General features: G+C 71.0%; 28 protein-coding genes and 1 pseudogene. 10 read left to right on the plus strand and 19 right to left on the minus strand.

The features are described from left to right. Positions 1 to 12 precede the first annotated feature (12 nt). From JWQ92_RS13530 to JWQ92_RS13540, 3 genes are all read right to left on the minus strand, one after another. A complete protein-coding gene (locus tag JWQ92_RS13530; RefSeq protein ID WP_297344985.1) occupies positions 13 to 1,521 on the minus strand; it encodes an NAD(P)/FAD-dependent oxidoreductase in 1,509 nt (502 codons plus the stop codon). A 46-nt stretch (positions 1,522 to 1,567) separates the two neighbouring features. Then, a complete protein-coding gene (locus tag JWQ92_RS13535; protein WP_297344986.1) occupies positions 1,568 to 1,819 on the minus strand; it encodes a hypothetical protein in 252 nt (83 codons plus the stop codon). Between the two features lie 102 nt (positions 1,820 to 1,921). Next, entirely contained in the window at positions 1,922 to 2,326 is a 405-nt protein-coding gene (locus JWQ92_RS13540; RefSeq protein WP_297344987.1) for a DUF1801 domain-containing protein, read from the minus strand. Positions 2,327 to 2,407: 81 nt separating this feature from the next. Here JWQ92_RS13540 and JWQ92_RS13545 point away from each other — a divergent pair, with 81 nt between their 5' ends. Further along, positions 2,408 to 2,857, plus strand: a complete 450-nt coding sequence (locus JWQ92_RS13545; RefSeq protein ID WP_297344988.1) for a GNAT family N-acetyltransferase — start codon at positions 2,408 to 2,410, stop codon at positions 2,855 to 2,857. 320 nt (positions 2,858 to 3,177) lie between these two features. Here JWQ92_RS13545 and JWQ92_RS13550 read toward each other — a convergent pair whose 3' ends face one another. Next, positions 3,178 to 3,729: a dihydrofolate reductase family protein gene (locus JWQ92_RS13550; protein ID WP_297344989.1), complete on the minus strand. Its 552-nt coding sequence runs from the start codon at positions 3,727 to 3,729 to the stop codon at positions 3,178 to 3,180. A 93-nt stretch (positions 3,730 to 3,822) separates the two neighbouring features. Next, positions 3,823 to 4,503 carry a dihydrofolate reductase family protein gene (locus JWQ92_RS13555; RefSeq protein WP_297344990.1) on the minus strand — a complete coding sequence of 227 codons (681 nt, stop codon included), beginning with the start codon at positions 4,501 to 4,503 and terminating at the stop codon, positions 3,823 to 3,825. On the opposite strand from JWQ92_RS13555, the gene JWQ92_RS13560 reads away from it, so the two are divergent. Then, on the plus strand, positions 4,406 to 5,221 hold the full coding sequence (locus tag JWQ92_RS13560) for an MBL fold metallo-hydrolase (RefSeq protein WP_297344991.1): 816 nt from the start codon (positions 4,406 to 4,408) through the stop codon (positions 5,219 to 5,221). The two genes, JWQ92_RS13555 and JWQ92_RS13560, sit on opposite strands and share 98 nt — an antisense overlap. Positions 5,222 to 5,228: 7 nt before the next feature. Here the strand turns inward: JWQ92_RS13560 and JWQ92_RS13565 are convergent, their stop codons facing one another. The 5 genes from JWQ92_RS13565 to JWQ92_RS13585 form a co-directional block, all read right to left on the minus strand. Next, complete coding sequence (locus tag JWQ92_RS13565; RefSeq protein WP_297344992.1) at positions 5,229 to 6,374, minus strand: Gfo/Idh/MocA family oxidoreductase; 1,146 nt, start codon at positions 6,372 to 6,374, stop codon at positions 5,229 to 5,231. Beyond that, entirely contained in the window at positions 6,371 to 7,171 is an 801-nt protein-coding gene (locus tag JWQ92_RS13570; protein ID WP_297344993.1) for a ThuA domain-containing protein, read from the minus strand. The genes JWQ92_RS13565 and JWQ92_RS13570 overlap by 4 nt, the downstream gene beginning before the upstream one ends. A 46-nt stretch (positions 7,172 to 7,217) precedes the next feature. After that, the gene (locus JWQ92_RS13575; RefSeq protein WP_297345011.1) at positions 7,218 to 8,003 is read right to left on the minus strand and encodes a carbohydrate ABC transporter permease; all 786 of its coding nucleotides are present in this window, start codon (positions 8,001 to 8,003) and stop codon (positions 7,218 to 7,220) included. A 74-nt stretch (positions 8,004 to 8,077) separates the two neighbouring features. Continuing rightward, complete coding sequence (locus JWQ92_RS13580) at positions 8,078 to 9,031, minus strand: carbohydrate ABC transporter permease (protein ID WP_297344994.1); 954 nt, start codon at positions 9,029 to 9,031, stop codon at positions 8,078 to 8,080. 58 nt (positions 9,032 to 9,089) lie between these two features. Further along, complete coding sequence (locus tag JWQ92_RS13585; RefSeq protein WP_297344995.1) at positions 9,090 to 10,289, minus strand: sugar ABC transporter substrate-binding protein; 1,200 nt, start codon at positions 10,287 to 10,289, stop codon at positions 9,090 to 9,092. A 237-nt stretch (positions 10,290 to 10,526) separates the two neighbouring features. Between JWQ92_RS13585 and JWQ92_RS13590 the strand changes: the two genes are divergently transcribed. Together JWQ92_RS13590 and JWQ92_RS13595 are read left to right on the plus strand one after the other, a co-directional pair. Further along, on the plus strand, positions 10,527 to 11,630 hold the full coding sequence (locus tag JWQ92_RS13590; RefSeq protein ID WP_297344996.1) for a LacI family DNA-binding transcriptional regulator: 1,104 nt from the start codon (positions 10,527 to 10,529) through the stop codon (positions 11,628 to 11,630). A gap of 91 nt (positions 11,631 to 11,721) precedes the next feature. Continuing rightward, on the plus strand, positions 11,722 to 13,569 hold the full coding sequence (locus JWQ92_RS13595; protein ID WP_297344997.1) for a beta-L-arabinofuranosidase domain-containing protein: 1,848 nt from the start codon (positions 11,722 to 11,724) through the stop codon (positions 13,567 to 13,569). A gap of 85 nt (positions 13,570 to 13,654) precedes the next feature. Here the strand turns inward: JWQ92_RS13595 and JWQ92_RS13600 are convergent, their stop codons facing one another. From JWQ92_RS13600 to JWQ92_RS13610, 3 genes are read right to left on the minus strand one after another with little or no spacing between them, the layout of a single operon-like run. Next, entirely contained in the window at positions 13,655 to 14,326 is a 672-nt protein-coding gene (locus JWQ92_RS13600; protein ID WP_297344998.1) for a hypothetical protein, read from the minus strand. Positions 14,327 to 14,359: 33 nt separating this feature from the next. Beyond that, positions 14,360 to 14,854 carry a glutathione peroxidase gene (locus tag JWQ92_RS13605; protein ID WP_297344999.1) on the minus strand — a complete coding sequence of 165 codons (495 nt, stop codon included), beginning with the start codon at positions 14,852 to 14,854 and terminating at the stop codon, positions 14,360 to 14,362. A 56-nt stretch (positions 14,855 to 14,910) separates the two neighbouring features. After that, positions 14,911 to 16,062 (minus strand): amidase domain-containing protein, encoded by a 1,152-nt coding sequence (locus JWQ92_RS13610; protein ID WP_297345000.1) that lies wholly within the window; start codon positions 16,060 to 16,062, stop codon positions 14,911 to 14,913. 244 nt (positions 16,063 to 16,306) lie between these two features. Here JWQ92_RS13610 and JWQ92_RS13615 point away from each other — a divergent pair, with 244 nt between their 5' ends. Beyond that, positions 16,307 to 17,053 (plus strand): phosphotransferase, encoded by a 747-nt coding sequence (locus JWQ92_RS13615; RefSeq protein WP_297345001.1) that lies wholly within the window; start codon positions 16,307 to 16,309, stop codon positions 17,051 to 17,053. 135 nt (positions 17,054 to 17,188) lie between these two features. Here the strand turns inward: JWQ92_RS13615 and JWQ92_RS13620 are convergent, their stop codons facing one another. After that, positions 17,189 to 17,428, minus strand: coding sequence for an SDR family oxidoreductase (locus JWQ92_RS13620; protein WP_297345012.1), 240 nt, complete (start codon positions 17,426 to 17,428; stop codon positions 17,189 to 17,191). Positions 17,429 to 17,766: 338 nt separating this feature from the next. On the opposite strand from JWQ92_RS13620, the gene JWQ92_RS13625 reads away from it, so the two are divergent. After that, positions 17,767 to 17,955 carry a hypothetical protein gene (locus JWQ92_RS13625; protein WP_297345002.1) on the plus strand — a complete coding sequence of 63 codons (189 nt, stop codon included), beginning with the start codon at positions 17,767 to 17,769 and terminating at the stop codon, positions 17,953 to 17,955. Positions 17,956 to 18,092: 137 nt separating this feature from the next. On the opposite strand, the gene JWQ92_RS13630 is transcribed toward JWQ92_RS13625, so the two are convergent. Beyond that, positions 18,093 to 18,434: a hypothetical protein gene (locus tag JWQ92_RS13630; protein ID WP_297345003.1), complete on the minus strand. Its 342-nt coding sequence runs from the start codon at positions 18,432 to 18,434 to the stop codon at positions 18,093 to 18,095. Between the two features lie 104 nt (positions 18,435 to 18,538). Here JWQ92_RS13630 and JWQ92_RS13635 point away from each other — a divergent pair, with 104 nt between their 5' ends. The 3 genes from JWQ92_RS13635 to JWQ92_RS13645 all read left to right on the plus strand — a co-directional run bounded on the left by JWQ92_RS13635 (position 18,539) and on the right by JWQ92_RS13645 (position 19,566). Continuing rightward, entirely contained in the window at positions 18,539 to 18,868 is a 330-nt protein-coding gene (locus tag JWQ92_RS13635; protein ID WP_297345004.1) for an ATP-dependent DNA ligase, read from the plus strand. Further along, positions 18,865 to 19,083, plus strand: a complete 219-nt coding sequence (locus JWQ92_RS13640; RefSeq protein ID WP_297345005.1) for a hypothetical protein — start codon at positions 18,865 to 18,867, stop codon at positions 19,081 to 19,083. The genes JWQ92_RS13635 and JWQ92_RS13640 overlap by 4 nt, the downstream gene beginning before the upstream one ends. A gap of 132 nt (positions 19,084 to 19,215) precedes the next feature. Continuing rightward, entirely contained in the window at positions 19,216 to 19,566 is a 351-nt protein-coding gene (locus JWQ92_RS13645; RefSeq protein WP_297345006.1) for a hypothetical protein, read from the plus strand. An 89-nt stretch (positions 19,567 to 19,655) separates the two neighbouring features. On the opposite strand, the gene JWQ92_RS13650 is transcribed toward JWQ92_RS13645, so the two are convergent. Both JWQ92_RS13650 and JWQ92_RS13655 read right to left on the minus strand, forming a co-directional pair. Beyond that, positions 19,656 to 20,108, minus strand: coding sequence for a nuclear transport factor 2 family protein (locus JWQ92_RS13650; protein WP_297345007.1), 453 nt, complete (start codon positions 20,106 to 20,108; stop codon positions 19,656 to 19,658). 41 nt (positions 20,109 to 20,149) lie between these two features. Continuing rightward, positions 20,150 to 20,437, minus strand: a complete 288-nt coding sequence (locus JWQ92_RS13655) for a hypothetical protein (protein WP_297345008.1) — start codon at positions 20,435 to 20,437, stop codon at positions 20,150 to 20,152. A 101-nt stretch (positions 20,438 to 20,538) separates the two neighbouring features. On the opposite strand from JWQ92_RS13655, the gene JWQ92_RS13660 reads away from it, so the two are divergent. Further along, complete coding sequence (locus JWQ92_RS13660; protein WP_297345009.1) at positions 20,539 to 21,117, plus strand: TetR/AcrR family transcriptional regulator; 579 nt, start codon at positions 20,539 to 20,541, stop codon at positions 21,115 to 21,117. A 247-nt stretch (positions 21,118 to 21,364) separates the two neighbouring features. Here the strand turns inward: JWQ92_RS13660 and JWQ92_RS13665 are convergent. Continuing rightward, positions 21,365 to 21,625 (minus strand): annotated as a pseudogene (locus JWQ92_RS13665) (HAD family hydrolase); the annotation flags it as partial. Between the two features lie 495 nt (positions 21,626 to 22,120). Further along, a partial coding sequence (locus JWQ92_RS13670; RefSeq protein ID WP_297345010.1) for a hypothetical protein occupies positions 22,121 to 22,334 on the minus strand: 214 nt, incomplete at its 5' end.

Here is a 22,334-nt window from a genome sequence, read left to right on the forward strand (position 1 = left end):
TGAGGCGGAGGGTCAGGCGGCCGCGGTCGGCTCGCCCTGCGTGCGCACCTCGACCGTGCGCGCGCGGAAATGGAGGTACCGGTCGGCGACGGGCCCGCGCCGCAGGAGGCGGACGTCATCGGCGTAGTTCGTCGATGTCGACCACGGCACCGCCGGCCCCTGCTTCGGGAGCCGGTCGAGCGCCCGCCGGACGTAGCCGGCCCCGAAGTCGAGCAGCGGCCGCGTCGGCACCCCACCGTCGGGCAGCCGGGGCACGGCGACCGCGTACCCATGGCGGTCCATGTCGTCGAGCAGGCGCACGACGTACTCGCAGACGAGCCCGACCTTGAGCGTCCACGACGCGTTCGTGTACCCGATCGCGAAGGCGAAGTTCGGGACGCCGGACAGCATGAGCCCCTTGTAGGCGACGGTCTCCGACAGCTGCACCGGCATGCCGTCCGCCGTCATCGGGAACCCCCCGAACGGCTCCACCTCGAGACCGGTGGCCGTCACGATCACGTCCGCCTCGAGCACGCGCCCGTCCTCGAGCTCGATCCCGTGCTCGACGACACGGCGGATCCGCGCCGTGACGATCTCCGCGGCCCCGTCACGGATGGCCCGGAACAGGTCGCCGTCCGGCACGAAGCAGAGCCGCTGGTCCCACGGGTCGTAGGGCGGGTTGAAGTGCTCGTCCACCGGGTAGCCCTCCGGCAGCAGGCGCACGTTGACCCGGCGGATGAACCGGCGCACCATCGCCGGGCGCCGCTTCGCGAGCACCCAGAGGGCCCGCTGGATCGCGATGCTGCGGCGGCGGAGCACCGCGTGCGCGCGCCGGTCCCCGATCAGGCGGCGGAGGCGGACGGCGAACCGGTCCTCCGAGGCGAGCGAGAGCACGTAGGTCGGGGTGCGCTGCAGCATCGTGACGTGCGCGCCCTCGTCGGCGAGGGCGGGGACGATCGTCACGGCAGTGGCCCCGCTGCCGATCACGACGATCCGCTTCCCACGCGTCGGCAGCTGCTCGGGCCACTGCTGCGGATGGATCACCGGCCCCGCGAAGCGGTCGAGCCCCTCGATGTGGGGCGTGTGCCCACGGTCGTACCGGTAGTAGCCACCGGCAGCGAACAGCCAGTCGCAGGTGCGGACGGTGCGCTCCCCGGTCGCCGGGTCCTCCGAGACGACGGTCCAGCGAGCGCGCCCGCCGTCCCAGGCCGCCTCGACCACACGCTGACGGAACCGGAGGAACCGTTCGAGCCGGTACTCGGCCACCGCCTCACGCAGGTAGGCGAGGATCCGGTCGCCGCCGGCGATGACCTTCCGGTCGGTCCACGGCTTGAACTCGTAGCCGAACGTCGTCAGGTCGGAGTCGGAGCGGATGCCCGGGTACCGGAAGAGGTCCCACGTGCCGCCGATCGCGGCGCGCGCCTCCAGGACGACGAACCGCCTCCCGGGCGAGCGCGTGGTGAGGGCGTGTGCCGCTCCGATGCCCGAGATGCCGGCACCCACGATCAGGACGTCGAGGTGCTCCGGCTCGTCCTGCTCCATGCGGTGCCCTCCGTCGACGCTGCGACACCCATGGTGCACCCCGGCGTCAGGCGAGGAGCGGCTCGTCCGGCGCGAAGGGTTCGAAGAGGGCGGAGAGCTCGGTCTCGACGGTGTCGCCCCGGTCGGCCTGCAGCATCCGGTTCGCCAGCACCGTCGCCACGCCGCAGACGACGATGGCCACCGCGATCCCCGCCGGCCACCAGACCGCCATGGTTCCCAGGACCGCCCCGAACGCCGCCGCCGATCGCACGGCCACCTGTGTTCTCGACGCCCGCGCCGCCCGCTGCTGAACCGCCACGGAGACCTCCTTCTCGCGGTGCAAGCCTGTCGCTCCGGCGGCCGTCAGGGCGGCACGACCGCACCCCCAGAGCACGGGGTATGCCGCAGGAGGAATGGAGGCTCAGCCGGTCTTCGCGGCCTTGATGCGCCGCCATCCGCCCGCACGGTTGTTCGCGATGACGGTGCGGAGCATCTCGAGCAGCGCGTCGTGCGGCACCGGGTCCCCCTGACGGAAGGCGATCGTGCGGGCCGTCGTGTTGTCGTGCCCGGCGGTGATGATGCCCTGCGGGTCCGGGACGATCGCGCCGTCGTAGAGGAAGAGGTTCAGATGGTCCTTCGCGGCGAGCAGCGCGCACACCGTGCCGTCGAGCACGAAGTAGGGGCGCACCCTGCGCTGCACGGTCTCCTCGACGGCGGGATCCGCCTCGTGGACGAGGTCGCGCAGCCGCTGCCCCAGCTCGCGCTGCCACTCGGGCAGTCCCGCCAGGTACTCGTCGACGCCCGGGTGCCGCTCCTCCGCGCTCATGGCGCCATCCAACGCCTCCGCCGGCGGCCTCGTCCAGGGTCCACAGGCCCCTCCGGTCGGGCCCCCGCTACCGTGTGCCGGATGGACGCCGGCTACCGCGTGACCGTGATCGACCAGGTGTCCGCCGAGCGGGCTGCCGCGCTCTCGGCCCTCGTGCCGCAGCTCTCGAGCTCGAGCCCCGCGCCGGATCCCGCCCAGTGGCAGGCGATCGCGTCCGCCGAGGCGACGCGGCTCCTCGTGGCGGAGTCGGCCGACGGGCGCTCTGTGGGCATGCTCACGCTCGCCGTGTTCCCGATCCCGACCGGCGTGCGCGCCTGGATCGAGGACGTCGTCGTCGATCAGCGGGTCCGCGGCAGCGGCGTGGGAGCACTGCTCGTGCGGCGCGCGGTGGACCTGGCGTTCGAGTCGGGAGCCCGCACCGTCGACCTCACGTCGCGCCCGAGCCGGGAGGCGGCGAACCGGCTGTACCAGCGGCTCGGCTTCGAGCTGCGGCGGACGAACGTCTACCGGTTCAGCAGCCCGCAGGCCTGACCCGCGCCTCAGCCCTGGAACTGGTCCGGATCGCCGTCCGCATCCGGGTGCGAGGCCGGGCCCGATCCGTCCGCCAGCTCCTCCGGGTTCTCGCCATCGGCCTGGTCCGTCTCGTGGGGGTCGCTCATGCCGTCATCGTGTCGGCGGCACCTGGGCGACCACGCAGGGTTGCCTGAACCGTGGTCGAACGTCAGCGTCAATCGACCCGGAGCTCCTCGAACCGGTCGTCCCGCCACTCCTCCGGCGACCTCGATCGCTTGAAGTGGTGCGAGGAACCCGGAACCGGCACGCTGGGAGGCGAGTGGGCCCCGGGCATCCCCCTAGCGGATCCGGCGGTAGCGCTCGTAGACGGCACCCGAGCCGAAGGTCCGCGCCTCGAGGAGCTCAAGCGGCAGGACCCGGTCGACCGCCGGGAAGTAGGGCGTCCCGCCGCCGACGAGCACCGGATCGCGGACCATGCGCAGCTCGTCGACGAGGTCCAACCGGATCGCTTCGGCTGCGAGGGTCGCTCCGCCGATCGAGACGACCTGCCCGCGCGTCGCGGCCGCCGCTGCGGCCTCCTCGGCCAGCGGAGCGGTCGCGAGCCGGGCGTTGCCCTCGACGGCGGTGAGCGTCCGGCTGAACACGATCTTGGGCAGGGCCGACCAGATCTCGGCGAATTCGGCACCGGACTCCGTCGCCCGCAGGGCCGGCTCCGTGTCCCAGACCCGCATCGTCTCGTAGAGGCGCCGGCCGAGCAGGTAGGCGCCGAGCGCGGCGACCTGCTCCAGCTGATGCTGGAAGAGCTCGTCACTCGGGCCCGTCCAGCCGAATCCGCCGTCACGATCCGCGATGAACCCGTCGACCGAGACGCTCATCGAGTAGATCAGCACGATTCGGACGATGGCAGACGGACCGAGCCGGGACAAGACCCGTCGCCTGCGGCCCATCCGGTGAGGGGTCGGACCCGACGAACGCCGAGACCGTCAGATCGACGGGTACTCCGGGCGTCCTGTCGGCCGATACACCTGGATGATCGCGCCCTTGGAGTCGGAGCGGGACTCGAGGACCTCCACCGCGATGTCGGGCCTCGAGTCGGGGGACAGGCGGCGACCCTGCCCGACGACGATCGGGATCGTGATGAGGTGCAGCTCGTCCACGAGGTCGTGCTGCAGCAGCCACTGCACGAGGACTGCGCTGCCGTGCACCTGGAGTTCGCCGTCTCCGCTCGCCTTCAGCTCGCTGATCGCCGCCGTGAGATCGCCGCCGAGGACGGTCGTGTTCGCCCACGCGGGCCGAGCGAGCGAGCGCGACACCACGTACTTCGGCTTCGTCTCCAGTGCCGCGCCGATCGGGTGACGGCGCCACTGCTCGACCGCGCCCCACGACCCGGCGAAGAGGTCGAAGGTCCGGCGGCCGAAGAGGAAGGACCCGCGTGGATGGGACGAGGGCGCAGCGACCCGGCCGATCTCACCGCTTGTCTGGCCTGCGGGCCGTCTGCCGGACAGACTGCCGAGTGGCCACGGACGAGGGACCGACCGCGTCCGAACCGCAACCGAGGGAAGCGCCGTGCTGAAGCAGGTCGCAGAAGGTGTGCTGATCCACGAGAGCACGTTCTGCCGGAGCAGCACCGTGGTCGTGGACGGTGACGCCGGCGTGCTGCTCATCGACGCCGGGATCCTCGGCGACGAGCTGGCCTGCCTCGCGCAGGACCTCGGCGACACGGGCCGAACCGTCGTGGCCGGGTTCTCCACCCATCCGCACTGGGACCACCTGCTCTGGCACGCCGCGCTCGGCTGCGCGCCGCGGTACGGGACCGCCGGCTGCGCGGAGACGATTCGAGCGCGGCTGGCTTCCCCGGGTTTCGCTGCCCGCGTCGCCGGCATGATCCCGTCCGACATCGTGGCCCGGGTGCCGCTGGACCTGCTCGGACTCCTCACCGGCCTGCCCGCCGATGCGACGCGGATCCCCTGGGACGGCCCGGAGGTCCGGATCGTCGAGCATCGGGCCCACGCTCCGGGCCACGCGGCGCTGCTGATCGAGGAGCGCGGTGTGCTCGTCGCGGGGGACATGCTCTCCGACGTCCTGATCCCGATGCTCGATCCGGCCGCCGCCGATCCGCTCGCGGACCACCTCGCGGCGCTCCAGCTGCTCGAGTCGGTCACGGGCGGCGTCGAGGTCCTCATCCCCGGCCACGGGTCGACCGGGGGGACCGGCTCCGCCCTGGACCGGATCGAGCAGGACCGCGCATACCTGCACGCCCTGCAGGACGACCGGGTGCCGGACGACCCGCGGATCGGGCCATCGGCCGTGTTCGACTGGGTCGCGGACGTGCACGAACGGCAGCGGCAGGGCCTCGCTCGATCGCGAGGCCTGCCCGGATAGCCTCACCTCAGACGGCCGCCGCGTCCGTGGAGTACCGGATCGGGCCCTGCGTGGCGCGCGGGAGGCCGAGGTGCTCGGCCGCGCTCCCCCACCCCTCCATCGCCGCGCGGTGGTCGTCGGCGAGCTCCGTCGCGAGTGCCTCGCGCCATGCCTCGTCGACGAGGCGTGCGATCTCGACCCGTTCTCCGGAACCGGCGGAGCGCACCGCGGCCTCCACCATCGCGAGCGTGAGGACGTTCTCGTGGATATCCCCCGAGGAGGGCGATCCACCGGACCGGACCGCCGCGACGAAGTCCGCGAGCGAGCCGTCGATGGACTCCGCGGGCCCCGGCGGAACGACGATCCGCTCGGGCTCGTCCGTCCCGCGTTGCACGACCACCTCCGCCTCGCCGTCCCACGTCGCAGTGCCGGCCTCCCCGCCGACGCGCCAGCTCCCGTTCCACGAGGTCTCGAGGCCGGACGCCACCCAGCTGCCGATGTACTGGAATCGCACCTCGTGCTCGAACTCGAAGATCGCGCTCGCCGACGCATCCCCGCGGAACCAGCTCCACGACGGGTTGAACGACTGGCAGCTGACGCTCACCGGGGCGGCGCCGAGGAGGTATCGGGCGACGTCGAACCCGTGGATCGCCATGTCGACGAGCAGCGGGGAGTCCATCTCCTCCCGGAAGCCGCCGAAGTGCGGCCCCTTCATGAACTCGGTCCGGAGCAGGTCGATCGACCCGAGATCGACGAGGCGGCTGCGGAAGGCCGCCAGCGCGGCGTAGTAGCGGCGGGACTGGCTCACCATGAGCAGCTTCCCGCTCACCTCCGCCGCGGCAGCCAGGATCAGCGCGTCGCGGACGGTCGGCGTCACCGGCTTCTCGCACAGCACCGGCAGACCCGCGCGGAGCGCGGCGAGGTTCACCGGGAGGTGGGCGCTCGGCACCGTGACGTCCACGACGGCGTCCGCGCCGGTGCGGCGGGCGACCTCGACCGCGTCGTCGCCGATCGGGAGCTCGATGCCCCGCTCGGCGAGCGCGGACTCGGCCGCCGACGCGTCGAGGTCGACGAGACCGACGAGCTCGGCGTCCGGCGACCGCGCGATGGCGTCGAGCCATGCCCGTCCCATCGCTCCTGCGCCGACCTGCACGAGGCGGAGCGGTCGGCTCATGCCTGCCCCCCGCGGTGCTCGGCGTCGAGCGCGCCCTGGTACCCGCGGCCGGTGAAGAAGTCGCCGGTCTCATAGCGCAGGAGGGTCGGCAGGGCCTGCTCCGGCCGCGCCGGCGCGGCCCATTCGACGCCGTTGGCGATGACGCGGCGGACGTGCGGGTGGTGGTACACGGGGAAATCCTGGTCCCCCGGGCTGAAGTAGAAGATCTTCCCGTTGCCCCGACGGAAGGTGCAGCCGCTGCGGAACACCTCGCCGCCCGAGAACGAGCTGATGAAGATCAGCTCGTCGGGCACGGGGATGTCGAACTGCTCGCCGTACATCTCCTGCTCGGGGATCTCGATGGGGCTCGGGACACCCCTGGTGATCGGGTGGGTCGGGTTCACCGTCCACACGAGCTCCCGGTCGTGCTCGCTGCGCCACCGGAGGGTGCAGGTCGTGCCCATCAGCTTGACGAAGATCTTCGACCAGTGCCCCGAGTGCAGCACGACGAGGCCCATGCCCTCGAGCACCCGCCGGTGCACACGCTCGACCACCGCGTCGTCGACCTCGCCGTGCGCGGCGTGGCCCCACCAGGTGAGCACGTCGGTGCGGGCGAGGACCTCCTCCGTCAGGCCGTGCTCCGGCTCGTCGAGGGTGGCCGTGCGCACCGTCGCCGTCTCGCCGAGGTGCTCCTCGATGCCGGCGCGGATCGCCCCGTGCATGCCGTCGGGATAGATCGCCCGGACGTGCTCCTCGATCTGCTCGTGCCGGTTCTCCCCCCAGACGAGCACGTTCAAGGGTCGGTTCGCTGCAGGCATGGGAGTGGTTCCTTTCGTGGCGGGGGATCGGCCGGGTCGGCCGAGGTCACTTGACGGCGCCGCCGAGCGCACCGGCGGCGATGTACTTCTGCGCCACGACGAGCAGCACGGCGGCGGGGAGCGAGGCGAGCACGGCGGTCGCCATGACCGGCGCCCAGTCGGTCACGTTCGAACCGATGTAGTTGTAGATGCCGAGCGTGATCGGGCGCACCGCCGTGGTGGAGGTGAGCGTGAGGGCGATGAGGAAGTCGCCCCACGCACCGAGGAACGTGAAGAGCGCCGCCGTGACGATCGCGTTGCGGCTGATCGGGATGACGATCGAGATGAAGGCGCGGAAGTTGTTCGCGCCGTCGACGAGCGCGGCCTCGACGAGGCTCGGCGGGATCGACTCCATGAACGCGCGCATCAGCAGGATCGAGAACGGGATCTGCGCCGCGCTGTCCGCGAGGATCAGGCCCCAGTAGGTGTTGAGCAGGTTCACGTCGTTGAAGAGCGTGTAGAGCGCGTTGGCGATGACGATCGTCGGGATCATCTGCGTGATCAGCAGGACGAGCAGGAACGCGCGGGTGCCGCGCATCCGGAAGCGTGCGAGCCCGTACGCCGCCGGCGTCGCGAACAGCAGCGTGACGACCACGGTGCCGAGCGAGATCACCATGCTCGACAGGAAGTTCTGGATCTGCTGCTGGAAGGCGACGACGTAGCCCTCGAAGGTGGGCTGGAACGGGAACCAGGTGGTCGTCGCCGCTCCGGCGTTCGCCTGCAGGCTGCTGTTGACCATCCAGTACACCGGGAAGATCATCACGGCGAGGAAGAGCACCCCGAGCACCGTCATCGCGAGCGCCCCGGTCCGGCTCCGGTGACGGCGGGGGAGCGCCACGTGCGCGGGCGCGGCCTGGATGGACGTGGTCATTCGTCGACCGCCTTCCGCGAGATCGAGATGTAGACGACGGCGAAGACGAACGACACGACGATCAGCACGTTGCTGACGGCCGCCCCCTGCCCGAACTGGAAGTTCACGAACGACTGGTGGTAGGCGTTCGTCGCGAGCGTCTGCGTGGAGTTGGCAGGGCCGCCGCCGGTGAGGCCGAGGATGATGTCCACGACCTTCAGCGTGTAGACGACGCCGAGCACGATGACGACGCTGACGACCGACCGGATGCTCGGCCAGGTGATGTAGCGGAACGCCCGGGCGCCCACCGCCCCGTCCAGCGCGGCGGCCTCGTACAGCTCCTGCGGCACGCTCTGCAGCCCGCTGTAGAGGATGGTGGTGTTGAACGGGATGCCGAGCCAGATGTTGACGCCGATCACGGCGATCAGCGCGAGGTCCGGGCTGACCAGCCAGGGGACCGGCGGCGTCCCGAACAGGCCGAGCAGCTGGTTGAGGGCTCCGCTGTCCTGGTCGAGGATCCATTTCCACACCGCGCTCGACGCGATGAGCGGCAGCAGCCAGGGCAGCAGCAGGAGGCCGCGCAGGAAGCCGCTCAGCGGGAAGTGCCGGCGGAAGAACAGGGCGAGCCCGAGTCCGATGAGGAACTGCGCCACGATGGAGCCGATCGTGAACAGGGCGGTGTTCACGACCGTGGTGGTGAACAGGCTGGAGCGGAACGTCGCGGCGTAGTTCGCGAATCCGACCCACGGCGCCTCCCCCGTGAAGAACGTCCTCGTCGTGTAGTCCTGAAAGGACATGACGATGTTCTTCACCACGGGGTAGCCGAAGAACACCGCGACGTACGCCACCGCCGGTGCGATGAACAGCCACCGCGACGCGGTGGCCGCCAGCCTGGCTCGCGGCCGACCCGGGTGCCCTGCGGCGACCGTCGGCGCCCGCTTGCCGACCGCTGCCTCAACCGACGCGCTCATCCGTCCCCTCCTCGTCGAGAGGGGGCGGGGGCGGTACCGCCGCCCCCGCCCCGCAGGATCACTGGCTCTGCGACTGAGCCGCTTGCAGCGCGGCCGTCGGGGCCGCCTTGCCGGTCAGCGCGGTCTGGACGGCGGTGTAGATCTTCGTCGCCGCCTTGGGCCAGTCCGGACCGAGCTCCCCGGTCCGGGCGCGCGCCGTCTTGGTCGTCGTCACGAAGGCCGCGACGTCCGGATGCGACGTCGCCCAGGAGTCCGCGGCGGTCTCATTGGTCGGCACGTTGCCCGTGACCCCCGCGATGTAGGTCTGCATCGTCGGCTTGTTGAGGCAGCCGACGAACTTCGCCGCCAGGGACATCGTGTCCTTGCTCTTCGTGACCGGCACCGTGAAGGCCTCGCCGCCCAGCGGCGCCACCGGGGCGTCGCCGGTCCGCGTGGGGATGGGCACGCTGGCGAACTGGAGACCCTTCGCGGCCTTCAGCGCCGGCAGCTGCCACGGTCCGTTGATCATCATGGCGGCCTTGCCCGCGATGAACTGGTTGTTCACGTCCGCCTGGGCCCAGTTGATCGAGCTCTTCGACATCGAGCCGTCGTTCTGGAGGTCGAGAACGTACTGCAGCGCCTGCGCCGCCTGCGCCGTCGCGATGTCCTTCTCGTCGCCGCCGTTGGACCACAGGAAGGGCAGGAACTGCCAGGTCCCCTCGTACGTGTTGATGTTGCTCATCGCGAAGCCGTAGGTCTTGCCCTTGGTCAGCTTCTTCGCGTCCGTCCGCAGCTCGTCCCACGTCTTCGGCGGCGCCACCCCCGCGGCCTTCAGCAACGCCACGTTGTAGTAGAGCGCGATCGAGTTCGTGACCGGCTCGAGGCCGTAGAGCTTGCCCTTGTAGCTGCCGGCCGCCGTCACGGCCGGGACGTCGCCCTTGCCGTTCAGCCCGTAGTCGGACAGCGGCGCCAGGGCGCCGGAGGCGGCGATCTGCTGGATGTCGGGGTTGTCGAGCATCAGCACATCCGGCAGCGTGCGGGAGGAGGCCTGCTGCAGGACCTTCGCGATCAGGCCCGCGCCCGCCACGTGGTTGATCGTGAGCTTCGCTCCGAGCTGCTTCGCGCACCGCTGGTAGATCGGGTTGTAGGTCGCCGTGTAGTAGTCCTCGACGGTGAGGCTCTTCCCTCCGCCTGAGCCGCCGCCTGACGAGCATCCGGTCATCGCCAGCGCCGCCACGGCCGCCCCTGCCAGCACGGCGATGGTCCTCGACTTCTTCATGGGCAAGCTCCTTCGCTTCGCATGGTTCTGCTGTCCCTCACTGGTTGGTCAAGCGCTTTACCGCACGCCAAAAAGTAAGACCGAAGTTCATCGATGAAGCTTCGGCAGGTCCTTGACCGAGGACTGTAGGGGCGTCCACGCGGATCGGTCAAGCGCTTTGCATCACGAGCCTGCTCGGATGCCATACTCCTGCTTGGACGGATCCCGAGACGAGGACGGTGGGCCGAGGTGGTCACGATGCAGGAGGTCGCCGACCGCGTGAACGTCTCCATCTCCACGGTGTCGTTCGTCGTGAACAACACGAAGCCCGTCGCGCCGGAGACCCGGCGCAAGGTGCTGCAGGCCATCGAGGAGCTCGGCTACCGCCGGAACGCGATGGCGAGGGCGCTCGCCAGCCGCCGTTCGCGGATCCTCTGCCTGATGTTCCCCCTGATGCAGCACGACCTGAGCTCGTTCGTGGACGCGGCCACGGCGGCGGCGGCCGAGCTCGGCTACAACCTCGTGCTCTGGCCGAAGCACAACCACGACGCCGCGCTCGATGTGACCTCGGTCATCGAGGCCGGCATCGCGGACGGGGTGCTGCTGCTCGAGGTGCAGCTCGACGACGAGCGGGTCACGCGTCTGCAAGCGGGCGGGGCGCCGTTCGCCCTGATCGGCCGCACGCGCGACGTCTCCGGGATCGACTTCGTCGACATCGACTTCGAGCGCACGACCCGACTGGCGGTCGAGGAGCTCGCGAGACGCGGTCATCACGATCTGGCGCTCGTGCTCGAGGACATGGACGGCACGCCGCAGGCCGGCTACGCCCCACCGGTGCGGGTCGAGCAGACCTTCCTCGCCTCCGTCGCCGAGCAGGGCCTCGCCGGCCACGTCTTCAAGGTGCCCAACGCCGAGTCCCCGGACCGACCGCTCCTCGAGCTCCTGGCCCGGGACGCCCCGGAGACCACGGCCATCGTCGGCATGCACGACACGGCGATCGCCCGGCTGATGACCGCGATGCGCCATCGGGGGCTCCGCGCGCCCGAGGATCTGTCGATCATCGCGGTCGAGTCGACCTCGGTCATCGCGCCGCTGCTCGACCCCCCGCTCACCCGGTACGTCGCGCCCGGCGGCGAGCTCGGGAGGCGGGCCGCGGAGGCGTTGATCGGCCGCCTCGAAGGGCGGACGGGGCCGCCGACGCAGCTGCTCGTGTCCTCCTCGCTCCTCGAGGGGGCGACGATGGCCGACGCACCCCGGCACCGCGCACCCCTGGATCACCTGCTGGCCGACCGTCCGGCGCCCCCCCGCGACGACGACCAGCCGGAGCACGCCCTGGCCGACCGAACTCCGGAGCACGCCTGACCGAACGAGCGTGCCGGCGCCCGCCGTACGTCCACCTGCAATCGACCCACCGAGTGAGCGCTCACTGCCGAGCGAGGAAGGTGTCGCCTCGATGGCCACCGCTCTCCGTCATCCGACCGCCGTCAGCGCGGACGCCGACCTGACCCTCCGCCCGCTCGACCTCGGCGCCGCCCGCGTCACCGGCGGGTTCTGGCGCGACCGTCAGACCGCGAACCACGACACGTCGATCCCGGACGGCCTGCGCCGGCTGCACGAGTCGGGCGCGCTCGAGAACTTCCGCGTGGCGGCGACGGGCCGCGGGCCGGCGCGCGGCCCGATCTTCGCCGACTCGGACGTCTACAAGTGGCTGGAGGCCGCCGCATGGGAGTACGCCCGGCAGCCCGACGAGCGACTCCTCGCCGAGCAGCTCGAGATCACGCGGACCGTGGGTGGGGCGCAGCAGCCCGACGGCTACCTGGACACCGTCGTGCAGCTGCGACGCGGGAAGCGGTACGGGGATCCGGCCCACGACCACGAGCTGTACTGCGCAGGTCATCTCTTCCAGGCCGCCGTCGCGCAGCACCGGGCGACCGGCCGCACCGACCTGCTCGACATCGCCGGAAAGCTGGCCGACCACCTCGTGCGGGAGTTCGGGCCCGAGGGTCGGCCCTACGTCGAGGGCCACCCCGTCGTCGAGATGGGCCTCGTCGAGCTGTACCGGGAGACGGGCGTCCGCGACTACCTGGACCTGGCGGCGCGGTTCGTCGAGGAGCGGGGGCGCGGTCTCCTGCACGAGCAGGACCCGCAGCTCGATCTCACCTACTTCTCCGATCGGGTGCCGGTGCGGGAGACCACGAGCCCGGAGGGGCACGCGGTCCGGGCCGTCTACTTCGCCGCCGGCGCCGCCGACGTGGCGGCGGAGACGGCCGACCGGCCGCTGGTGGACGCGCTCGCCAGGCAGTTCGAAGCGATGGCGAGCACCAAGCAGTACGTCACCGGCGGACTCGGCGCCCGCTGGGAGGGCGAGGCGTTCGGCGACCCGTACGAGCTGCCCTCGGACCGCGCCTACGCCGAGACGTGCGCGGCCATCGGCGCGGCCCAGTGGGCGTGGCGGATGCTGCTCTCGACCGGGGAGGCCCGCTATGCGGACCAGATCGAGCGGCTCCTGCTCGACGCCGTGCTGCCGGGGGTGTCGCTGCGCGGCGACGAGTTCTTCTACGTGAACACCCTGCACCTGCGTGCGGACGCGAGCCCGGACACCGAACGCAGCGCCGCCAACGGACGCCGGCCCTGGTTCGACGTCGCATGCTGCCCGCCGAATGTGATGCGGACGGTGGCGAGCGTCGGCGCGTACGCGGCCACGGCGTCGGCGGACGGTCTCCAGCTGCATCAGTACGTGACCGGCGACTTCGCGGGCGGTGGCCTGTCCGTCCACGTCGAGACGGGGTACCCCTTCGTCGGCACGGTCGACATCGGGGTACTCGACGCGCAGGACGGCGCGACCCTCGGCATCCGCATCCCGGCCTGGGCACAGGGAGCGACGGTCGACGGCCGGGCGGTGGGGTCCGGCGAGTATGCGAGCGTCGACCGCCGGCTGCAGGCCGGTGACCGGGTGCAGCTGCGACTCCCGATGCCGGTCCGGCTCACCACGGGCGACGACCGCGTCGACGCCGTCCGGGGTGCCGTCGCCATGGAGCGAGGACCGCTGGTCTACGCGTTGGAACAGATCGACCAGGCCGACGACGTGGTGCTGGACGACCTGCGGATGCCGGCGGAGCCGGAGTTCGCGGAGGTTCCGGGGCCCGGGCTGGTCGAGGGTGACGTCGGCCTGCGGTTCACGGCGATCCAAGTGGGCCGTGCAGGCCGACCGGACCGCCGGGTGACAGCGACCGCGGTGCCGTACTTCGAGTGGGCGAACCGAGGCGTCGGACCGATGCGGGTCTGGGTGCCCCGGGTCTGACGCCCTGCCGTGGACTGGGGACCGCGACCCGTAGCCGTCAGCGCCGTCGCCACCGGAGCTCGAGCCCAGCAGGAGGCGCTGCCTGCTAGAGCCCCGCCGGCCAGTCGAACTTCGGGGGCGCCACCGGGGCCCTCCCGTGGGTCACGACGAAGTCGATGTCCTCGTGCCGGGTCAGGGCGATCTTCCTCGGGTCGCCGCTGTATCGCCGCTGGTTCACGAAGACGGCGAGGACGACGCCGTCCTTGCCGTTCACGTAGGGCCCGACGGTGCTCGGCGCCAGGCGGACGTTCCACTCCGTGAAGACCTGCCCGAGGTGGAAGGCCCGGATCTCCGGCGACTCCACGTGGATGACTCCCGAGGTGTCATGGGTGTGGATGGCGGACAGCTGCTGGGCCGCCTCATCGATGCCGAGGTCGGCGGGCACCGGAACGGCCGTGCCGTCGACCGTGATCGTGAGGTGCTGGTGGGTGTGCAGCGCCGTCCCCTCGGCGGTCAGCATCGTCAGGCCGGCCGCGCGGACGCGGGCGCCGACGTCGGTGGGCGCGCTCCACGGCGGCGCCGTCGTGCGGCCGACGTCAGGCGCACCTGGAGTCGCGCCGACCAGGACGCCCGCGGTGACGCCACCCGCGACGACGACCGCGGCCACGCTCGCAGCGACGATCGTGAGCGTACGACGGCGGCGCCGCTGCTGCTCCTGCCGCCGGCGTTCCTCCGCCGCACGTTCCCGCGCCGCGTCACGTCGACCGGATCTCGCCATGGCCGCTCCTCCGAACCGTCGCTCGCCTTCGGCTCAGGCCGTCGCGTCCGGTCGCACCGAGGCCTCGATCCGCTCGACGATCGCGGGATCGTCCGGCTTCGTCCTCGACCGGAACCGGCTGACGTGACCGTCGGGGGTGACGAGGAACTTCTCGAAGTTCCACCGCACGTCACCGGCCTCACCGGCCTCGTCGGGCGCCGACGCCAGCTCGGCGAAGACCGGAGACCGGCCCTCCCCGTTCACCGCCACGCGGCCGAACATCGGGAAGGTCACGCCCCAGGTGGTGGAGCAGTACTCCGCGACCGCGTCGTCGCTCTCGAGCTCCTGCTGGAACTGGTCGCTCGGGAAACCGAGGACGGTGAAGCCCTGGGCCGCGTAGCGCTGCTGGAGCGCCTCGAGCTGCTCGTACTGGGGGGTGAAGCCGCACCGCGAGGCCACGTTCACGATGAGCTTCGTCATGCCGGCGTACTCGGCCAGGGACGTGCTCCGCCCGTCGATGGTGGTCACGGGGATCTCGTCGAGGCGCATGTGGGCGGAACGCAGCCGGAACCGCGGATGTTCCGCGTGCGGGCCGCCGACCGGACTCAGTGCTTCAGCTGCCAGAACTGCACGCGCATGTGCTCGTAACCGGCCAGCTTCGTCAGCGCACCGATCGACCCGCCGTAGAGCCGGTGGTTCGTGTGCTCGGCGTACCAGATCTTCTGCGTGCCGTCGGACGCGACCACGATCTTGGACACGACGGCGGTGTGGTCCCACCACGAGCCGACGCCGCTCCAGTTGAACTGCACGACGTCGCCGACCCGCACCTCGGCCCGCTGGCCGTAGGTCAGGCGGGTCGCGAGGTCGGGCCGTGATGCGAGCCAGCGGCTCATGGCGGTGGAGGAGACCCATGCGGCGCTCGCATCGACCGTGGTGACGACCTTCTTCACGGTCTTCACGACCTTCTTCGGCACCGTCTTGACGGTGGTCTTCACGACCGGGGCGCCCTTCACCATCGAGGTCGTGGTGACGGTCACCTCGGTCGGCACCACGACCGTCTTCTTCTTCGTGACGGTTCGGCTGACCGGGCCGTCGTTCCACCAGGCTGCCGACTCACGCCAGCCCCGGGCCGCAAGCAGCTGGCTCGTGAAGTTGACGCAGTCGTTCTTCGGGATGTACCCGAAGCGGGCGGAGACGTGCCGGTTCCAGTGCGTGGCGGCGTAGGCCATCTCGCGGTCGACGGCGCTCAGCACGGCGTAGGTCCACCTGTAGCGGGTGGGGATCGTCGCGCCGTCGGTGGCCGAGACGAGCGAGATCGCGACGGTGCCGGGAGCGAAGCCCTCCGCCTCCGGGATCACGAACCGGATCTCGGTCGGGGACAGCAGCGTCAGCTGCTCGGCGTCCTGGTCCCCGACCACCACGCGCGCCACGTTGGCCATCGAGGTCCCCCGCATCTCCACCGTGCGGCGGGCCGCCGTGCCGCCGCTCGTGCGGCTGAGCGAGGCGGCGACGGGCTCCGGCAGCGGGGTCGGAGTCGGGGTCGGCGTCAGGGTGGGTGTCGGGCTCGGCGCGGCGGTCCGGGACGGCGTCGGCGAGGCGTCCGGGCGCGGCGTGGTGCTCGAGGACGGCGCGGCCCCGGCGCCGAGGGGACGGGTCAGGGCGTCGGCGCCCGAGCCGATCGCCACGTTCAAGGCGAGGCCGGCGAGGAGGGTCGCGACGGCGACCAGCGAGGCGCAGCGGCGTGGGTCGAAGGGCATGGGTGAGTGCGTTTCCGGGTGGTGATCGCAGGCGGTCGCGAGGGTGCGCGGCCGAGCGGCGTCGAAGTCGACGAATCCCGCACGATCTGGGGAGTTCCTGTGCTTCGACGCTAGGGCGAACCGCGGAGGTTGTCCGGCCCCAGTCAGGGGCACTCGGCGGGGAGGCGGGAGGACGGTTCGGCCGCCCCGCTCACCCTCAGGCGGGCGGGCGCCTCGCAGGACCGCGCGATTCCGTGCTGTGAGGATGTTGGATGTGGACGAGGTCCAGGTCGTCGTCGCGCACAGCGAGCGGGCGACCCTCCGCGTCGGCGGCACGTTCCTGAAGGTCGATGCCGATCAGGAACGCATCGACCGCGAGGCCCGAGCCATGGCGCTGGCGACGATCCCGACGCCGGACATCCTGTGGCGCCGGCCGAACGTGCTCGCACTCGCCGCCCTTCCCGGTGCTGCGCTCGGCATGCTCGGAGTGCCATCGACCGCATCCTCGCTGGCCTGGTCGGCCGCCGGTGCGGCAGCACGCCGGCTGCACGACTCCCCTCCTCCTCCGTGGCCCGGTCGACTGTCTGACGAGACCGGTTCGGCACTCGAGGAGGAGTGCGCGTGGCTCGTCGCGCACGACGTGGTGCCCGCGGAGGTCGTCGACCGGAACCGCCGCGTGGCCGAGGCCGCGTTCCGGCCCTACACGCCGGTGTTCACGCACGGCGACCTCCAGCTGACCCACGTGTTCGCCGACGGCGACGAGGTGACGGGAGTGCTCGACTGGTCGGAAGCGGGGCAGGGGGACCCGCTGTTCGACCTCGCCATCCTGACGTTCGGCCACGAGGAGCGGCTCGACCAGGTGCTCGCGGGATACGGGAAGGAGGTCGACCTCGACGTCGTCCGCGCCTGGTGGTCGCTGCGGAGCCTCACCGCGATCCGCTGGCTTCTCGAGCACGGCTTCGACCCCGCCACGCCCGGTGCCGAGATCGACGTGCTCCTGGCACGGATGTGAGCCGCCAACCGACCCGGGCCGCTGCGGAGTTCCGCACCGCCTGGTCGGAGAACGGGATGGCCCGAATGCCGCGCACGGAGGCCCCGAGTGTCGGTCGCCGTGGCGCTGGCGTCGGCCATCCTCGGTTCCGACGTGTCAGACCGCGGTACGGCCGGCGTCGACGGGAAGGATCGCCCCGGTCACATAGCTGGCGCGAGGCGAGGCGAGGAACCCGATGGCTTCGGCGATCTCCTCGGGCCGGCCTCCGCGGCCGAGCAGCGTCGTGGCGGCGAGCCCGTCGGTGTTCTCCCTCTTCGCTCCGCCGGTGTACACCGGGCCCGGGGCGACCGCGTTCACGCGCACTCCACCGGGGCCGTACTCAGCAGCCCCAGCCAGCGACGAGCTGTTCTACGCCGAGGGCATCCACACCGTGGGCATCGACCGCGTGGTGGAGGGCGAACGTCGCGAAGGGCTCGCTCTACTACAACTTCGCCGGGGGCAAGGACGAGCTGATCCCGACCTATCTCGCCAATCGGCACGGCGCCTGGCAGGCGAAGGTCGAGAGCGGGATCGTCGCCCATGCCGATCCCCGAGAACGGATCCTCGCTGTCTTCGACTCCCTCGGGGACCTGTTCTCACGACCCGACTTCCGAGGATGCGCGTTCCTGAACGCGATCGCGGAAGCGCGCCCTGACAGCGTCGAGATGCACGCCGCCGAACGGTTCCGATCCTGGGTGCACGAGTTGTTCCACACGCTCGCGGAGGAGCTCGGTGCCGTGGACCCGAGCAGGCTCGCACAGCAGCTCGTGGTGCTCTACGACGGAGCCACGACAACGGCCCAGATGGATCGGACGACCGAACCCGCCCTGATCGCCCGGGAGATCGCCGGGCTGCTCCTCGCGTGGGTGCCCGTCAGCGCCTGAGGCTTCATGGGGCACTTCCGAAGGCGGTGCCGCGACGGCGTATCCGCCTGCTGCTCCGCCGGCGACGCCCGGAGCGCTGCGCTAGGCGCGGCTTCGCGCGCGGGGGGAGCCAAGGAGACAGGTAGCGACTGGAACGGTCAGAGGCGGTCGATCTCTTCGTTCCAGGCTGCGATGTCCTCCAGGTTCGATGCGGCCGCGGGTGGTGGGGACTGGATGAGCTGCATCTTGGCCCGCATGTACTCGACGGCCGCAGTGTTGTCCGGCTCCGGCAGCGAGGAATGGGTCGTCTCGACCATGAGCGAGGTGCCCGAGTTGAGCAGGAGTGTGGCGACCACCTCGTCGCCGTCACCGCTCACAGCGTGGAGTTCGACGGTGTCGCCGCTGTTCTGCTGGGCGAGCAGCGCAGCGTACTCGGCGATGGTGTCGGCAGCCAGGTCGCCGATGAGCAGTGACTTCTCCGCCATGGTGAGATGCTTCACGCTGGGACTGTACTTGCCTGCCTGGAGAGCGGCCTGGACTCGACCTCCGCTCGTGCCGTCAGGTTTCGCATCCGGTTCTGGGACTTCGAGCGACAGGAGCAGTGATGGGCCGGTTGATCTACGACAACACGACGGCGGTGGAGTTCGACGATCGCGTACTGGCGCACCTGCAGCTGGTGATCGGGACGAAGCTTCGGCGTGGGGAGTCGTTCTACCTGACCTGGGCGGACGATCCTTCCGTCGGCGATGGCCGGAACGTGATCTGGCTGCACCCCGCCGTGCCGTTACGGCTCAAGTACAACGGCAGCCGACGCCCCACGATCAATTCGAGGTGGATCCAGCAGATGATGGCATTGGCCAATTCGAGTGAGGGGCTGCGGCTGATCCCGGAGCCCCCCGACGACCGCCCGAGCGGGAGCGAGGCTGCCGAATGAATCGGGTGCAGGTGATCTACGAGGGCCAGGACTACCTCATCGGTGACCGCGACGCCGAGCAGGTCGAGCGCGAGATCGAAGCCGTCGTCGCTTCAGGGAAGCCGGGGTGGCTCACCGTGAGCTACGGAGAAGGACAGCCGACTCGCTGCCGCCTGCTGCTCACACCCGGCGTCGGCATCGCCGTCGCCGAGTTCCCCACGAGCTCCGAGAGCTAGCCCCGCCCGCCCTTCGTCCACACTCCGGAGAGCACCCCGAGCGCAGCAGACCGGCGAAACCGGGACCTCGGATCGCTTCCGCACGTTCCTGAAGATTTGAGCGGGCCGGAGCGGGCGAGCGAAGATGGGGAGGTGCGGCGTTTGCATTACGGCGGTGGCCATGTCCTGATCGGTGACGCGATCTGCAAGGCGCTCCTCCGCTATGCCAGAGCTCTCGCCGAGGTCGGCCAAGCCGACATCGTGACGATCCCGATCGCATCCGAGGGTGGCGGTATCGAGCACGCCCACTTCCTCATCGGCCCGTCGAGTCAGCTGTTCGACACCCCGGTCGAGAACAGCTCGGTCGATCCGACCGACCTCGAGGTCGTCGCTCACCTCGAGCGCGAGACTCGCAAGCTCCACCCGCCCACTCCCGCGTGGGAGGAGGAGCTCACCGACTTCCCCGACCTCGACTACGACTTCGACGCGCATCCGCCGCAGTAGCCGGGCGGACGTGACGGGACCTCACTGCCGGAGAGCCGGGATGGGGAACAGCAAGAGCGTCCCAGCCCCTGTCCCCGCGCTGACACGCATCAACTGGTGATCGGTGCGGCGAGGGCTTCGGGGATGCCGGAGGCGGCGCGGATGGGCATGGACTCGGCGACGGCTTGGGAGTCCTCGTTCGCGTCGATGTCGACGATCCGGCCCCAGCGCATCTGCACGACGTGGACGCCGTGGTTGGTGTAGCCGCTTCCGTCGGGCAGGGTCTCGTGGTTGTCCCAGCGGATGATCACGTGCGTGTTCCAGGGGCCGCCGGTAACCCACACGTCGGTCACGGTGAGGGTGAGGTCGGGTCCGACGCGTCCGAGGCGGCCGAACCAGGCGCGCAGGGCGTCGACGTCGTGGCGTTCGCCGCCGAGAGCGTGACTGCCGCCGAAGCGGTGGTGGATGGTGGGCGAGCACGCGGACAGGAGGGCCTCGTAGTCGCCCTCGTTGACGCGCTGGAAGTTGCGGACGGCGATGCGCTTGACGATCGAGTGATACACGGTGAGCTCCTTGAGGCTGTCTCGGTGAAGATCGAACGGGATCAGGCCGCGAGCCCGAAGGCGCGCAGCACGGTCGGCAGGACGGGGACGTCGCCGACACAGCCGAACCCGCCGACGCTGCCGATCGACAGGAACGAGCCGACCGAACCGACCGAGACGGCGGAGAACGCCGACCCGAGCGAGAAAGCCGAGCCGATGGAGCCGCCCGAGAGGAACGCAGCGGTCGAGACGGCGGACAGCGCGGAGAGCGCAGAGCCGATGGAGCGCCACGAGTAGGCCGAGCCGGCGCTGCCGGCTGAGGCGATGGAACCGATCGAGACGGTGGTCATGGGAGCCTTCTTCCTGAGGGGACTTGACGTTGTCAAGTGGTGACCAGAGGACTCTCCTCCCGCCACTTGACATTGTCAAGGGCGGTCTGCAGACTCGCGGGATGACGAGCACCGCGATGCCCGACGGCCGCGGCCAGCTCCTGGCCGCTGCGAGAGCAGAACTGGAGGAAAACGGGCGAGCGGCGATCGGCCTGCGGGCGATCGCCCGGAGAGCCGGGCTGTCGCACGCCGCGCCCGGCTACTTCTTCAAAGACCATGCCGGCATGCTCACCGCCCTCGCCACGGAGGGGTTCACCGAGCTGTCGGGCGAGCTCGAGACCGTCGACGAGCGAGAAGCACCGGCCCGGCTCGAGGCGCTCGGGCGGCGGTACGTGCATTTCGGCCTGTCACACCCGGCCCTGCTCGACCTCATGTTCAGCGCGAGCGACCTCCACACCGATGACCCCGACCTCCGGGCCGCGCAGCACCGAGCGATCAGCGCGCTCACCCGCGTCCTCGACGCCGGCGACCCGGCCCCTCCTGACCCGAGGACCGTGATGGCGTGGGCACTCGCTCACGGGCTCGCCACCCTCGCCGGTCAGGGTGCTCTCACCCCGAACCCGAACGATGCGAAGCCCACGGTCGACGCGGTGCTCGCCGCCTTCGCGGACGTCATGACGCGATCGGCGAGCGGCACCTGAAGCGGCGCCGTCGGACCGCCACCACCTCGAGCGGGCGGTCGTGGAGCTGAGGCACTCGCCGCGAAGAGGCAGGCAGCCTGCCGGCCGCGCCTTGGACTACGAGGCAGACTCCTCCGCGTCCACTTCGGCGTCGAGGTAGCGCTGGAGGGTGGCCCCGACGAGCCGGACCAGTTCCTCGCCCGGGATCGAGACGGTCTGATCGATGGTGAGGATGAAGCGGGCAGCCGGGGGCGGCGGGGAGCTCGGGTCAGAGCAGGTCCTCCAGCACGCTCGCCAGGCCGTCCTCCGCGACCGGCGCGGTGACCGCGGAGGCCGCGGATCGCACGTCCGCCGGCGCCTGCCCCGTCGCGACGCCCCGGCCCTCGCGCGAGGCCCACTCGAGCATCTCGATGTCGTTGCGCCCGTCGCCCACCGCGAGCACCCGCGTACGGGGCAGGTCCAGTCGCTCCCGCACCCCCTCCAGGGCCGTCGCCTTGTTCACACCGTCCGGTGCGATGTCGAGCCAGGCGCCGTCCAGCCGACGGCGCGGCTCGTCGAGGGAGGCGGCGCGGTCGTCAGCGTCGGCTCGAGCGGTGGGATCGGCGATGCTCCATACGACTCCCCCGAGTACGGCGCCGCGAAGGCGGGCCTGCGGCGGCTCACCGCATCCCTCGCCTCCCGCTCGGACGTACGAGTGACGGCGGTCGTTCCCGGCTGGGTCGGGCTCGACGAGCCGTCGCCGAGTACGACGCGATGCCCGGGGCGGAGCTGGCCTCAGCGCCGCTGCTCGTACCGCCCCAGCAGGTCGCCCACGCGATCGATGAGCTGCTTGAGCATGGGGCCCGGCGAAGTCGTCGAACTCCTGGGCGGGTGACCCGAGCGCGCCGGAGCGCTGTCGGAGCCTCCTCGTGCCATCACGTGCCTCCCGGCGACGCGCACGCCCCGATCCCTGCTGAGCCGCGCAAACGTACGCGGTAGGCCTCTCGATCCGGGCATGGGGGCCGTCCGGGCAAAAGCGTCCTACTCAGGGACGGGCGACGATGGTCACGCCCCACAGGACGTCGCCGGTCGTGACCACGACAGGGATGAAGGCGTCATGCGCGGGCCGCACCGATCGGCGAACGAGGGTCGCGTCGACATCGCGGCACACGAAGGGTATGGACCCGTTCCCACCGAGGGTGACGACGACGTTTCCGTTGCCCCAGCAGCGAAGTCCGACCTCGATCCTGCCGCCCGAG

Origin of the sequence: Amnibacterium sp. (assembly GCF_025463795.1) — a bacterium.
GTDB lineage: Bacteria > Actinomycetota > Actinomycetes > Actinomycetales > Microbacteriaceae > Amnibacterium.

What these genes read in the sequence shown, in the direction of transcription:
- JWQ92_RS13530 (WP_297344985.1), bottom strand. Translation starts at nt 1,521, where the DNA reads ATGGAGCAGGACGAGCCGGAGCACCTCGACGTCCTGATCGTGGGTGCC.
- JWQ92_RS13575 (WP_297345011.1), bottom strand. Translation starts at nt 8,003, where the DNA reads ATGACGGTGCTCGGGGTGCTCTTCCTCGCCGTGATGATCTTCCCGGTG.
- JWQ92_RS13570 (WP_297344993.1), bottom strand. Translation starts at nt 7,171, where the DNA reads ATGCCTGCAGCGAACCGACCCTTGAACGTGCTCGTCTGGGGGGAGAAC.
- JWQ92_RS13540 (WP_297344987.1), bottom strand. Translation starts at nt 2,326, where the DNA reads ATGAGCGCGGAGGAGCGGCACCCGGGCGTCGACGAGTACCTGGCGGGA.
- JWQ92_RS13565 (WP_297344992.1), bottom strand. Translation starts at nt 6,374, where the DNA reads ATGAGCCGACCGCTCCGCCTCGTGCAGGTCGGCGCAGGAGCGATGGGA.
- JWQ92_RS13605 (WP_297344999.1), bottom strand. Translation starts at nt 14,854, where the DNA reads ATGCGCCTCGACGAGATCCCCGTGACCACCATCGACGGGCGGAGCACG.
- JWQ92_RS13660 (WP_297345009.1), top strand. Translation starts at nt 20,539, where the DNA reads ATGACGAGCACCGCGATGCCCGACGGCCGCGGCCAGCTCCTGGCCGCT.
- JWQ92_RS13590 (WP_297344996.1), top strand. Translation starts at nt 10,527, where the DNA reads ATGCAGGAGGTCGCCGACCGCGTGAACGTCTCCATCTCCACGGTGTCG.
- JWQ92_RS13615 (WP_297345001.1), top strand. Translation starts at nt 16,307, where the DNA reads ATGTTGGATGTGGACGAGGTCCAGGTCGTCGTCGCGCACAGCGAGCGG.
- JWQ92_RS13585 (WP_297344995.1), bottom strand. Translation starts at nt 10,289, where the DNA reads ATGAAGAAGTCGAGGACCATCGCCGTGCTGGCAGGGGCGGCCGTGGCG.
- JWQ92_RS13595 (WP_297344997.1), top strand. Translation starts at nt 11,722, where the DNA reads ATGGCCACCGCTCTCCGTCATCCGACCGCCGTCAGCGCGGACGCCGAC.
- JWQ92_RS13655 (WP_297345008.1), bottom strand. Translation starts at nt 20,437, where the DNA reads ATGACCACCGTCTCGATCGGTTCCATCGCCTCAGCCGGCAGCGCCGGC.
- JWQ92_RS13555 (WP_297344990.1), bottom strand. Translation starts at nt 4,503, where the DNA reads ATGAGCAGCACGCCGGCGTCACCGTCCACGACCACGGTGCTGCTCCGG.
- JWQ92_RS13600 (WP_297344998.1), bottom strand. Translation starts at nt 14,326, where the DNA reads ATGGCGAGATCCGGTCGACGTGACGCGGCGCGGGAACGTGCGGCGGAG.
- JWQ92_RS13635 (WP_297345004.1), top strand. Translation starts at nt 18,539, where the DNA reads ATGGGCCGGTTGATCTACGACAACACGACGGCGGTGGAGTTCGACGAT.
- JWQ92_RS13580 (WP_297344994.1), bottom strand. Translation starts at nt 9,031, where the DNA reads ATGAGCGCGTCGGTTGAGGCAGCGGTCGGCAAGCGGGCGCCGACGGTC.
- JWQ92_RS13545 (WP_297344988.1), top strand. Translation starts at nt 2,408, where the DNA reads ATGGACGCCGGCTACCGCGTGACCGTGATCGACCAGGTGTCCGCCGAG.
- JWQ92_RS13640 (WP_297345005.1), top strand. Translation starts at nt 18,865, where the DNA reads ATGAATCGGGTGCAGGTGATCTACGAGGGCCAGGACTACCTCATCGGT.
- JWQ92_RS13610 (WP_297345000.1), bottom strand. Translation starts at nt 16,062, where the DNA reads ATGCCCTTCGACCCACGCCGCTGCGCCTCGCTGGTCGCCGTCGCGACC.